This is a genomic window from Caulobacter sp. CCG-8, from assembly GCF_037402475.1.
In the GTDB taxonomy this organism is placed as follows: domain Bacteria; phylum Pseudomonadota; class Alphaproteobacteria; order Caulobacterales; family Caulobacteraceae; genus Caulobacter.
Genome location: NZ_JBBEUD010000009.1, coordinates 15,198 through 26,892 on the forward strand (window position 1 = coordinate 15,198; position 11,695 = coordinate 26,892).

An 11,695-nucleotide genomic window follows, 5' to 3' on the forward strand; every position below is an offset into this window, starting at 1 on the left:
TATGCGCACGAACGGGTAAAGGGCGGGTTTCGACGTACCGCCTCTTCGATCGCGCCAATGAAAAAGCACGCCGCCCGCCCGCGATCGTCCGGGCGGTCCGTCGCAGGAGGGATATCGTCTTGAGCACGCCTGAAGCCGTGGGTCTGTCGTCGGACCGACTGAAGCGCATCGACGCCTTCGTCCAGGACCGTTACATCGCGCCCGGAAAGCTGCCCTGCGCCTTGGTCCAGGTCTGGCGTCGCGGCCAATTGGCGCACACCACGATCCTGGGCTCGGCCGACAAGGAACGCGGGCGTCCGCTGCAGGCCGACAGCCTGTTCCGCATCTATTCGATGACCAAGCCGATCACCTCGATCGCCTTCATGATGCTGGTCGAGGAGGGCAAGGTCGCGCTGGACGATCCGGTGCACCGGTTCATCCCGTCGTGGAAGAAGCTGGGCGTGTTCCAGGCCGGCGTGCTGGGCGCCTTCCAGGCCAAGCCGGTCGATCAGCCGATGCGGATCGTCGACCTGCTGCGCCATACCGCCGGTTTGACCTACGGCTTCCAGCAGCGCTCGAACATCGACGCCGCCTATCGCAAGCTGAAGCTGGACGGGGTCGACAGCGAGGGCGGGCTCGACGCCTTCGTCGAGGCCCTGGCGGCCCTGCCGCTGGAGTTCTCGCCGGGCGAGGCGTGGAACTATTCGGTGGCCACCGACGTGCTGGGCTACCTGGTCCAGGCGATCTCGGGCCAGCCGTTCGACGTGTTCCTGAAGGAGCGCATCTTCGACCCGCTGAAGATGATCGACACCGGCTTCTTCGTGCCCGACGACCAGCGCCATCGGTTCACCGCCTGCTACACCCTGAACCCCAAGGGCGAGGTGGTGCTGCAGGACGATCCGACCACCAGCCACTACCTGTCCGAGCCGTCGGTGAAGTCGGGCGGCGGTGGGCTGGTCTCGACGGCCGACGACTACATGCGCTTCTGCCGCATGCTGCTGAACGGCGGCGAGCTGGACGGGGCGCGGATCGTCAGCCCCAAGACCCTGAAGCTGATGACCATGAACCACCTGCCGGGCGGCCGGGAGCTGACCGAGATGTCGCGCTCGCTGTTCAGCGAGACGGTGTTCGAGGGACTGGGCTTCGGCCTGGGCTTCGCCATGACCATCGACCAGGCCCGGACCCGGAACCTGGGCTCGCTGGGCGAATATTTCTGGGGCGGCATGGCCTCGACCGCCTTCTGGATCGATCCGGTCGAAGACCTGGCGGTGGTGTTCATGACCCAATTGATCCCGTCCTCGGCCTATCCGATCCGGCGCGAGCTGCGGACCCTGGTCTATGCGGCCCTGACCGAGAGCAACGGCTAGGTCAGCATCATCTTCGGCAGCTCGGCCGCCAGGGCGTCGATCGCCGCCCGCACGCGCAAGGGCAGGTGCGGGGCCTGGGGCCAGATCAGGTGGGTGTCGAACACCAGGCCGGGCAGGTCGGTGAGCACCCGCTCGAGCCGGCCCGAGGCCACGGGCTCGCGCACCAGCCAGCACGGCAGCCAGGCCAGGCCGAGACCCGCCGCCGCCGCCTCGGCGATGGCCTCCAGGTCGTCGAAGCGGATGCGGGCGACGGGCGTGACCTCGCGGTCCGGTCCGCCGGGCGTGGGGAACAGCCAGCGTCGCGAGCGATCGCCGCGGCCGTAGAGTACGGCCCGGTGCCCGGCGATGTCCTCAAGGCGCTGGGGGCGGCCGTGGCGGTCCAGATAGGCGGGCGAGGCGCAGACCGTCATCCGCTGCCCGGCCACGCGTCGCCCGACCAGGCCGGCCCGGTCGGGCAGGCCGCCGTTGCGGACCGCCAGGTCGAAGCCGTCCTCGATCAGGTCGGCGGGGCGGTCGCTGAACGACAGGTCCAGCTCCAGGGCCGGATGGCGGCGGACCAGGTCCAGCAGGATCGGGGCGACGCAATGGCGGCCGAAGATCACCGGGGCCGTGACGCGCAGTCGGCCGGCCGGCTCGGCGCGGCCGGACTCCAGCGCCGCCTCGGCCGCCTCCAGTTCGGCCAGGGCGCGCACGCAGCGCTCGTAGAACATCTGGCCGTCCTCGGTGAGGCTCTGGCTGCGGGTGGTGCGATGGAACAGCCGCACGCCCAGGCGCGCCTCCAGCCGGGCGATGGTCTTGCCCACCGCCGAGCGCGTCAGCCCCAGGCGAGGGGCGGCGGGCGCGAAGCCGCCGGCCTCCACCGCCTCGACGAAGGTCGCGATCCCGCTCAGGCGTTCGCTCATGGCGTCGCTCCATTGGTTCCGTATAGGCTACAGTCATCGGACAAATGGCCGCCACCGTAGAATTCTGAAGTACATATGGTCCGCCTCCTCCCGGCCCGGCAAGGGCGAGATGTCGAGGAAGACGTGATGGCGAACCTGATGAAGCGGTGGACGATGGACGGCCTGGGCCGCGACCGCCTGGTGCTGAGCGAAGTCGAAATCCCCGCGCCCGGCCCGGGCGAGGTGCTGGTCAAGACGGGGGCCCTGTCCCTGAACTATCGCGACAAGATGGTGGTCGAAGGCGGCATGGGCCTGGACCTGCGATTCCCGTTCACCCCGCTCTCGGACCTGGCGGGGACGGTCGCGGCGGTCGGCCCGGGCGTGACACGGTTCGCGGTCGGGGCGCGGGTGATCTCGACATTCGTGCCGCACTGGATCGACGGCCCGGCGCGGGGCTCGGCGGCGGCGCCGGCCTATCCCACCCTGGGCGGCCTTCATCAGGGCGTGGCGGCCGAATATGTCGTGCTGTCGGAAGAGGTGCTGTCGGCCGCGCCGGTCGGCCTGACCGACGCCGAGGCCTCGACCCTGCCGGTCGCCGGCCTGACTGCCTGGTTCGCCCTGATCGAGGAAGGCCGCCTAGCGCCGGGCCAGACCGTGGCGCTCCAGGGCACCGGCGGGGTCTCGCTGTTCGGCCTGCAGATCGCCAAGGCGGCCGGCGCGCGGGTGATCGTCACCTCGGGCGACGACGACAAGCTGGTCCGCGCCGTAGCCCTGGGCGCCGACCATGGCGTCAACCGGCTGAAGGCGGATTGGGCCGGCGAGGTCATCGCCCTGACCGACGGCCGCGGGGCCGACCACATCCTGGAAGTGGCCGGCGGCGACAACTTCGACCGTTCGATCGCCGCCGCCGCCGTGCGCGGCCAGATCGCGGTGATCGGCCTGCTGGAAGGCAGCGAGTTGAAGGGCACGGTCTTCCCGATGCTGCTCAAGCAGCTGGCCGTGCGGGGTCTGGTGGTGGGCCACCGGCGGGCGCTGGAGGACTTCGTCCGCTTCGTCGACCAGCAGGGGCTCAAGCCGGTGATCGACCGGGAATACGCCTTCGCCGATCTGCACGCGGCCCTGGACCATCTGGACCGCGGGCCGTTCGGCAAGATCGTGCTGAAGGTCTAGACCGCACAAGAAAGCGGCGCGGGAGGCAGGCTCCCGCGCCGAGTGCGCTTCACCTAAGTCGACACGCCGAGGCGGCGCGCCACGTGCGTGCAGGATTGTCGGCTTAGAAGATTTGGGACGTGTGCAAGTCGCGTCCCGACGCCGACCCCCCTACGCGTACGCCCTCGACAATCGGAGCACACATCGGCGTTCCCGCTCGCTTTGCGGGCACATCCCTCGGCGGCTTCCCCCCGCCCGCACGGATTGGCTCCGGCTGAAACTTCTATTTTCGAATTTCAAGTATGAATGCAGCGGCGTCAATGGGCGGCGCCTAAAATCGCGGCGCCGTTACGGACCTCTGGACTTCGTCGCCGGGTCGTGCAGGGTTTGCTTCAAACAACCGTTCAAAAGAACGCAACCACGAACTCAGGGGTGGAGCACGCCATGGCCGCGATCAACAACGTCACCGATCTGACCGTCGAAGGCGACATCGGGGTCGTCACGCTCAACTCGCCGCCGGTCAACGCCCTGTCGGCGGCGGTGCGGGAAGGCCTGTCCAAGGCCTTCGACGCGGCCATCGCCGACCCGGCAGTCAAGGCCATCGTGCTGATCTGCGAAGGCAAGACCTTCATCGCCGGCGCCGACATCACCGAATTCGGCAAGGCCATGACCGGTCCGTCGCTGCAGGAGGTGCAGAACACCATCGAGAACTCGCCCAAGCCGGTGGTCGCCGCGATCCACGGCACGGTGCTGGGCGGCGGGCTGGAGGTGGCGCTGGTGGCGCACTACCGCGTCGCCGTGCCCTCGGCCAAGGCCGGCCTGCCGGAAGTTAACATCGGCCTGCTGCCCGGCGCCGGCGGCACCCAGCGGCTGCCGCGCGTGGTCGGCGTCGAGAAGGCGCTGGAGATGGTCACCACCGGCCAGCACGTACCGGCCAAGGCCGCCCTGGCGATGGGCCTGTTCGACTCGATCGTCGAGGAAGGCGCCCTGCGCGACGGGGCCATCGCCTTCGCCCGCGTGGTCCTGGCCGAGGACAAGCCCCTGCGCCGCATCCGCGACCAGAACGAGAAGGTCGAGGCGGCCCGAGGCAAGCCCGAGATCTTCAGCGAGTACCGCAAGGCCAACGCCAAGAAGTTCCGCGGCTTCATGGCCCCCGAGAACAACATCAAGTGCATCGAGGCGGCGGTGAACCTGCCCTTCGACGAGGGGCTGAAGGAAGAGCGCCGCCTGTTCATGGAGCTGATGACCGGCTCGCAGTCGGCCGCCCAGCGCCACGTGTTCTTCGCCGAGCGCCAGGCCGCCAAGATCCCGGACGTGCCGGACGACACCCCGCTGATCCCGGTCAAGAAGGTGGGCGTGATCGGGGCCGGCACCATGGGCGGCGGCATCTCGATGAACTTCCTCAACGCCGGCATCCCGGTGACGATCATCGAGGCGAAACAGGAGAACCTCGACCGCGGCGTCGGGGTGATCCGCAAGAACTACGAGAACACCGCCAAGAAGGGGCGCCTGACCCAGGACGACGTCGAAAAGCGCATGGCGCTGCTGACGCCGTCGATGAACCTGGAGGACCTGGCCGACTGCGACCTGATCATCGAGGCCGTGTTCGAGCTGATGGAGATCAAGAAGGAGGTCTTCGGCAAGCTGGACAAGATCGCCAAGCCCGGCGCGATCCTGGCCTCGAACACCAGCTATCTCGACATCGACGTGATCGCCGCCAGCACCAGCCGGCCGGAAAGCGTGATCGGCCTGCACTTCTTCTCGCCGGCCAACGTCATGCGCCTGCTGGAGATCGTGCGCGGGGCCAAGACCGACAAATCGGTGATCGCCACCTCGATGCAGATCGGCAAGAAGATCGGCAAGGTCGCCGTGCTGGTCGGCAACTGCCACGGCTTCGTCGGCAACCGCATGCTGGCCCAGCGCCAGCGCGAGGCCCAGAAGCTGATCCTGGAAGGCGCCATGCCCTGGGATGTCGACCGCGTGCTCTACGACTTCGGCCTGCCGATGGGCCCGTTCGCCATGAGCGACCTAGCCGGCCTCGACATCGGCTGGGACCCGGCCAAGACCTCCTCCTCGACCGTCCGCGAAGTGCTCTGCGAGATGGACCGTCGCGGCCAGAAGAACGGCAAGGGCTTCTACGACTACGACGAGAACCGCGTCGCCAAGCCGTCGAAAGAGGTCGAGCAAGTGATCCTCGACTTCGCCGAGAAGCGCCAGATCCAGCGCCGCGAGATCAGCGACCAGGAGATCCTGGAGCGCTGCCTGTATCCGATGGTCAACGAGGGGGCCAAGATCCTGGAGGAGGGCAAGGCCATCCGCGCGTCCGACATCGATACGGTGTGGGTCAACGGCTACGGCTGGCCCGTCTACACCGGCGGTCCGATGTTCTGGGGCGAGCTGGTCGGCCTGGATAAGATCCTCGCTAAGATGCAGGAGTTCCAGGCCAAGCTGGGCGACGACTTCAAGCCGTCGGCCCTGCTGGAGCGGCTGGTGGCCGAGGGCAAGGGCTTCAAGGACGCGTAGCGTCCGAAAGCCTCTCCGTTTGTGAGAGGCTATAAAACCTCCGCTGATCCCCGCGAAAGCGGGGGCCCAAGCTGACTTTCAGCTTGTGGCGCGGTCCAGGATCGATCGTCGGACCCGGCCTGGGTCCCCGCTTTCGCGGGGATCGGCGGGGTTTGGGAGATCAGAGTTAGAGGCGTTTCCATGACCACCATCGCCGCCATGATGACCGCCGACTACGGCGTGATGGGCGACATCCTGCGCCAGCGGGCCGCCGAGCATCCCGACCATCCGGCGGTGATCATGGAGACCGGCGAGGCGGTGACCTACGCCCGGTTCGACGCCCTGGCCGACCGGGTCGCCGCCGCCCTGCAGCGCGACGGGATCAGGCCCGGCGAGGCCGTGGCCGTCTGCGCCCTGTCGTCGATCGCCTATGCGGCGCTCTTCCTCGGCGCGCTGCGCGCCGGGGTGGCGGTGGCGCCGCTGGCCCCGTCGTCGACGCCCGAGGCCATCGCCGGCATGGTCGCCGACTGCGGGGCGCGATTGTTCTTCCTCGACGCGGGCGTCGCCGAGGCCCAGAAGCCGCATCCGATCGCGGTTCGCCAGATCGCCCTAGACGGCTCGGACTTCGGCGAGGCCTTCGACGCCTGGCTGGCGCCCGTCGGCGCGATCCCGGTCGCCGTGGCCATCGCCCCCGACGACCCGTTCAACATCATCTATTCCAGCGGCACGACCGGCGCGCCCAAGGGCATCGTCCAGTCGCACGGCATGCGCTGGAAGCACGTGTTCCGCGGCGACGCGGTCGGCTACGGCCCCGAGGCGGTGACCCTGCTGTCGACGCCGCTCTATTCGAACACGACCCTGGTCTGCTTCTTCCCCACCCTGGCGGGCGGCGGCACGGTGGTGCTGATGAGGAAGTTCGACGCCGGCCGCTATCTGGAGCTGGCCCAGGCCCATCGCATGACCCACACCATGCTGGTGCCGGTGCAGTACCGACGCCTGATGGACCGGCCCGACTTCGGCGACTTCGACCTGTCGTCGACCCATCTGAAGTTCTGCACCAGCGCCCCGTTCGCGGCCGAGCTGAAGGCCCAGGTGCTGGCGCGCTGGCCCGGCGGGCTGGTCGAGTATTTCGGCATGACCGAGGGCGGCGGCACCTGCATCCTGATGGCCCACGAGCACCCGGACAAGCTGCACACGGTGGGCAAACCCGCGCCCGGCCACGACATCCGGCTGATCGACGAGGACGGCGTCCAGGTCGGTCCCGGCGTGGTCGGCGAGATCGTCGGTCGCTCGGGCGGGATGATGAACGGCTATCACGGCCAGCCGGGCAAGACCGCCGAGGCGACCTGGACCTCGCCCGAGGGCTGGCGCTTCATCCGCACCGGCGACGTCGGCCGGTTCGACGAGGAGGGCTTCCTGACGCTGATGGACCGCAAGAAGGACATGATCATCAGCGGCGGCTTCAACATCTATCCCAGCGACATCGAGGCCGAGATCGTCAAGCACCCCGACGTGGTCGAGGCGGCGGTGGTCGGCGTTCCCTCGGACGCCTGGGGCGAATCGCCGGTGGCCTTCGTGGCGCTCAAGCCTGATGCGCGGATTGACGCGGAGGCCCTGAAGGCCTGGGTCAACGCCCGCCTGGGCAAGACCCAGCGGCTGGTCGACCTGCGTCTGGTCGAATCCCTTCCCCGCAGCCATATTGGCAAGGTATTGAAGCGTGAACTCCGCGATGGCTGGACGGCTTCTGCCTAGGTCGAAGATTCCGGCCCTATTTTTGCCGCGACGGCGCGCCGCATCTGGGGCGCCCGAGTCAGTCGATACGTTTGCTTAACCATAACGGCGCTGTCGTGTGACAGAGCTGGACTGTTCGGAAGCGACGTCTGATGCAAGCCCTCCCCAAAGTCTCGCCGGAAGCGCGCAAGAAGGCCAAGGCCGAAGCCGCTTTCGCGGCCGCCGGCGTCCCGATGGACTTCGCGGCCGTGGAGAAGGTGCTTCGACAGGGGCTGACGCCCGGCCTCGACGCCAAGCTGGCCGACCGCTTCGACCGTCCCACCGCCGTCCGCGCCGTCGCCGACCGCGTCTGCGCCCTGACCGCCGCCCTCGTCGCCTCGGGCGTCCGCCCCGGCGGCGTCTGCATCGTCCCCGCCCTGGCCAGCGCCGCCACCCTGGAGGCGGTCGCCGCCGCCGGCCTGCGGGCCTGGCTGGTGGACGTCGATCCCTACAGCTGGATGTTCGACCCGGCCCACCTGCGCGAACGCCTCGGCGAGGCCCCGCCGCCGATCGAGGCCATCGTCCCCACCTGCGCCTTCGGCCGCGCCCCCGACATGACCGCCTGGGCCGCCTTCCAGCGCGAGACCGGCCTGCCGATCGTGGTCGACGCCACCGACGGGTTCGACGTGATCATGGACGCCCCGGTCCCCGTGGTCGTCGGCCTGCCTGGCGGCCAGGGCGTGTTCGTCGCCAGCCAGGACGCGTCCTTCATCGCCCGCCTCGATGCGCCCGCCTTCGAAGGCGAGGCCGGGCTCGAGGGCTGGTCGGGCCAGCGCCTGCGCCTGGCCACCGCCGCCCAGCGCCTGCGCATGCTGCTGCTGGGCGCGCCGATCGGCTTCCAGCCGGGCTGGGGCATGAGCTGGGTGTCGGACGCCTGGGTCGTCAGCGTCTCGGAAGGCGCCGCTCCGATCGTGGCGGAGAAGCTGGCCGACCTGGGCTACGCCACCAACCCCGTCGGTCCGGGCGTCGTGATCCGCGACCAGACCCCGGTCGCCGACCGCCTGGCCCACTCGGTGCTGAGCCTGCCGTTCCACGCGGACCTGGGCATCACCGAGCTGGACGAACTGGCCGAGGCGGTGCGGAAGGCGCTGGTCTAAACTCCGCTCATCCCGGCGAATGCCGGGACCCAGGTCCCAAAGCGTTTGGGCTGACTGGAAGAGCGCGGAGCTTTTGGACCCCACCTCAAAGCCATTCCATCTGGGTCCCGGCATTCGCCGGGATGAGCGGATATAAAATCAGTTGGCCGCCGCGTACGCCTCGACCTGCGCCACGCGCCGGGCCTTTTCCGCCTCGTCCAGGAACGAGCCCGTGAAGCTGTTCTTGGCCAGGGTCACCAGCTCGTCGCGCGTCAGGCCGACCGCCTGCGCGGTCTGCAGGTAGTTCTCCAGCAGGTAGCCGCCGAAATAGGCCGGGTCGTCGGAATTGACGGTGGCCTTCAGGCCCAGCTTCAGCATGCGCTTCAGCGGATGCTCCTTCAGGTCGCTGACCCCGCACAGCTTCAGGTTCGACAGCGGGCAGACCGTCAGGGTCGTCCCGTCCTGCACCAGGCGAGCGGTCAGGCAGTCGTCCTCCAGGGCGCGGTTGCCGTGGTCGATGCGGTCGACGTCGAGGATGTCCACCGCCTCCCAGACATAGGCCGGCGGGCCTTCCTCGCCGGCGTGGGCGACGACCTTGAGGCCCAGGTCCCGGGCGGCCTGCATCACGCGGGCGAACTTGGCGGGCGGGTGGCCCACCTCCGAGGAGTCCAGGCCGACCCCGGCGATCTTCGACAGGTGCGGCTTGGCCTGCTCCAGCGTCACGAACGCCGAGGCCTCGTCCAGGTGGCGCAGGAAGCAGAGGATCAGCTTGGACGTCACGCCCAGCTCGCGCTCGGCGGCCTCCATGCCCTCGACCAGGCCGTCGATCACCGTCTCGAAGGCCACGCCCCGGTCGGTGTGGGTCTGGGGGTCGAAGAAGATCTCGGCATGGGTCCCGCCGTCGGCCGCCAGGCGCCGGAAATAGGCCAGGGCCAGGTCCTTGAAGTCGGCCTTGGTCAGCAGCACGCCCGCGCCCTGGTAGTAGATGTCCAGGAAGTCCTGGAGGTTGGAGAAGGCGTAGGCGGCGCGGATCTCGTCCACCGTCTTGAACGGCAGGGTCACGCCGTTGCGCGCGGCCAGCTCGAACATCAGCTCGGGCTCGAGGCTGCCCTCGATGTGCATGTGCAGCTCGGCCTTGGGCAGGCCGCGGACGAAGGTTTCGAGAGCGGTGTCGGTCATGGCCGGATTATGAGCGCCGGGGGCGGGGGTGTTCAACAGGGATCGTAGGGTAGGGGACATGCCCTTGGGCGTGTCCCCAAAACGCGCACTGCCTCTGCTGGGGACACGCGCGAGCGCATGTCCCCGACCGGGGAGCCCGGCGGGTGGGAGGCGGCGGAGCGTCCGGGCCATGCCCGGATGAGTGTGTTTGCAGAGTACCGTTTCGACAGGGTCTGGACGCTCCGCGCGGATCGTTTTCCGGTGAGCCTTCGAGGTGCGGGGTTTTAACCCGCTCCCGATGGAGGCCCCCGACGGGCGGGGAGTGGCTAGCTCCCCGGACCGCCCGGGCGATTTCAGCCCGGGCCTGCCGCGTCCGCCGATCCTTCGCCGCCTGGGCTTCGTCCCGATGTTTCAGGGAGCCTGCCCAGGACCGTCGCGAAGGAGGTCCGAAGACCACCGACGAACGCTTCCCGCTCGACCGCCCCTGTCGCACGTATCGGTCGCCGGCCGGACGTCCTCCCCACGACAGGGCGAGGACAAGTATGGGGTCGGTTTGAGCGCGGCGGCGGATGTGACGCTGCTTTTTCTGCAGGGTGTTGGATTGGCTGGAGTTTGTCAGGCCGTTCGTGGGGATGGAGCGGGCTGTATCCCCGTCGAAATTCCTTCGACCGGTCGAAGGGAGCCATCCTTACATCTCACGGCGAGACGATCGCCGGGCTGGGCAGGTCACTCAAGGACGACGCTGCGCGTCGCCGCGGAGCGGCCGCCCGCAGGGCGGTCCTTGACTGACCTGCCCAGCCCGGCACGCTGCAGCCTCCAAGAGATGTAAGGCTCACACCGACCAGAGGGTCGGTTTTCGACCCGTTGCAGGCGTTGACCGACAGAACGGCAGCGCTACAGCTTGCCCCATGCGCTTTCCTATCAATCCGCAAACTGGTGTTGGTCCGCTCCGGTTCGGAATGCTGCGAGACCAAGTCCGGTCTGTGTTAGCCGTTCCGGTGGAGATATTCAGACGCACGCCGAAAGATGTTGAAGCCGACCTTTTCAAATCGTTGGGCGCGTTCGCCTACTACGATGGAAATGGCGCCCTTGAGGCGGTCGAATTCTTTTCCCCCGCGAAAGTCACGTTCAATGAACTCGACATTTTGAACACTAGCGCCAGCGAACTGATTGGCGAAATGTCTGAAGTCGATCCCGACCTTGAGTGTGAGGGTTCGGGGTTCACTTCGAGATCGTTCGGCTTTGGTGTCTGGAGCGAAGATGACAGCGAACTCCCACCGCAGAGCGTCATCGTGTTTGCTCCGGGCTACTACGAGAGCCCGCAACGATAGGGCGCCTCACCACCCGTTGCGGGCGTTCCAATGGTCGGCTCCCGGCGCGGAAGCCAGCGCCCGGGTCCCCATTCTCCGCCCGATGGCCTAGAAACCTCCGGTGAGCCCCCACCTGCCCATCCCCCGCGAAGACCTCGGCCCCGACATCGGTTTCGCCGAGGCCCAGGCCGCCGAGCTCTACGGCCGCGACTATCGCAAGGCGCTGGCCAGCGACGACGGCTTCCAGCGGCTGGACGCGGTGGAGCGGCTGGCCGGGGCCCGCGCGGCGCTCAGCGTCCAGGAGGTGGCGGTGATGGACATGGCCGCCGGGCGCGGCCACGCCCTGGCCGAGATCGTGCGCCTGACCGGCCGCGAGACGGCCTTCGTCGAGGCCCTGGTCCTGGGCGCCTGCGCCAAGCTGGTGCTCCACTACCAGGCCGTGGGCGAGGCCGACGACGAGGTGGGCCCCGGGCCGCTCAGATTGCCGGGACCGTTCCTCTAGC

General features: G+C 68.5%; 9 protein-coding genes. 7 read left to right on the forward strand and 2 right to left on the reverse strand.

Annotated elements, in window-relative coordinates; genetic code table 11:
* Positions 1–119 precede the first annotated feature (119 nt).
* A complete protein-coding gene (locus WAE60_RS10410) occupies positions 120–1,346 on the forward strand; it encodes a serine hydrolase domain-containing protein (protein ID WP_337686209.1) in 1,227 nt (408 codons plus the stop codon).
* Here the strand turns inward: WAE60_RS10410 and WAE60_RS10415 are convergent.
* Entirely contained in the window at positions 1,343–2,248 is a 906-nt protein-coding gene (locus WAE60_RS10415; protein ID WP_029914503.1) for a LysR family transcriptional regulator, read from the reverse strand. The genes WAE60_RS10410 and WAE60_RS10415 overlap by 4 nt on opposite strands.
* 126 nt (positions 2,249–2,374) lie before the next feature.
* Between WAE60_RS10415 and WAE60_RS10420 the strand changes: the two genes are divergently transcribed.
* The 4 genes from WAE60_RS10420 (at position 2,375) to WAE60_RS10435 (ending at position 8,745) form a co-directional block, all read left to right on the forward strand.
* On the forward strand, positions 2,375–3,397 hold the full coding sequence (locus tag WAE60_RS10420) for an NAD(P)-dependent alcohol dehydrogenase (protein ID WP_337686211.1): 1,023 nt from the start codon (positions 2,375–2,377) through the stop codon (positions 3,395–3,397).
* Positions 3,398–3,808: 411 nt separating this feature from the next.
* Entirely contained in the window at positions 3,809–5,899 is a 2,091-nt protein-coding gene (locus WAE60_RS10425) for a 3-hydroxyacyl-CoA dehydrogenase NAD-binding domain-containing protein (protein ID WP_197026723.1), read from the forward strand.
* A 180-nt stretch (positions 5,900–6,079) separates the two neighbouring features.
* Entirely contained in the window at positions 6,080–7,630 is a 1,551-nt protein-coding gene (locus WAE60_RS10430) for a class I adenylate-forming enzyme family protein (RefSeq protein ID WP_337686215.1), read from the forward strand.
* A gap of 131 nt (positions 7,631–7,761) precedes the next feature.
* Positions 7,762–8,745, forward strand: a complete 984-nt coding sequence (locus WAE60_RS10435; protein ID WP_337686216.1) for a DegT/DnrJ/EryC1/StrS family aminotransferase — start codon at positions 7,762–7,764, stop codon at positions 8,743–8,745.
* A 138-nt stretch (positions 8,746–8,883) separates the two neighbouring features.
* Here WAE60_RS10435 and WAE60_RS10440 read toward each other — a convergent pair whose 3' ends face one another.
* Positions 8,884–9,903 (reverse strand): adenosine deaminase, encoded by a 1,020-nt coding sequence (locus tag WAE60_RS10440; protein ID WP_337686218.1) that lies wholly within the window; start codon positions 9,901–9,903, stop codon positions 8,884–8,886.
* 887 nt (positions 9,904–10,790) lie between these two features.
* Here WAE60_RS10440 and WAE60_RS10445 point away from each other — a divergent pair.
* Both WAE60_RS10445 and WAE60_RS10450 read left to right on the forward strand, forming a co-directional pair.
* Positions 10,791–11,213: a hypothetical protein gene (locus WAE60_RS10445; RefSeq protein ID WP_337686220.1), complete on the forward strand. Its 423-nt coding sequence runs from the start codon at positions 10,791–10,793 to the stop codon at positions 11,211–11,213.
* Between the two features lie 100 nt (positions 11,214–11,313).
* On the forward strand, positions 11,314–11,694 hold the full coding sequence (locus WAE60_RS10450) for a hypothetical protein (protein ID WP_337686222.1): 381 nt from the start codon (positions 11,314–11,316) through the stop codon (positions 11,692–11,694).
* Position 11,695: the final 1 nt, after the last annotated feature.

Excerpts from the sequence above, each read along its gene's own strand:
- WAE60_RS10420 (WP_337686211.1), top strand. The coding sequence starts at position 2,375 with ATGGCGAACCTGATGAAGCGGTGGACGATGGACGGCCTGGGCCGCGAC.
- WAE60_RS10430 (WP_337686215.1), top strand. The coding sequence starts at position 6,080 with ATGACCACCATCGCCGCCATGATGACCGCCGACTACGGCGTGATGGGC.
- WAE60_RS10445 (WP_337686220.1), top strand. The coding sequence starts at position 10,791 with ATGCGCTTTCCTATCAATCCGCAAACTGGTGTTGGTCCGCTCCGGTTC.
- WAE60_RS10435 (WP_337686216.1), top strand. The coding sequence starts at position 7,762 with ATGCAAGCCCTCCCCAAAGTCTCGCCGGAAGCGCGCAAGAAGGCCAAG.
- WAE60_RS10415 (WP_029914503.1), bottom strand. The coding sequence starts at position 2,248 with ATGAGCGAACGCCTGAGCGGGATCGCGACCTTCGTCGAGGCGGTGGAG.
- WAE60_RS10440 (WP_337686218.1), bottom strand. The coding sequence starts at position 9,903 with ATGACCGACACCGCTCTCGAAACCTTCGTCCGCGGCCTGCCCAAGGCC.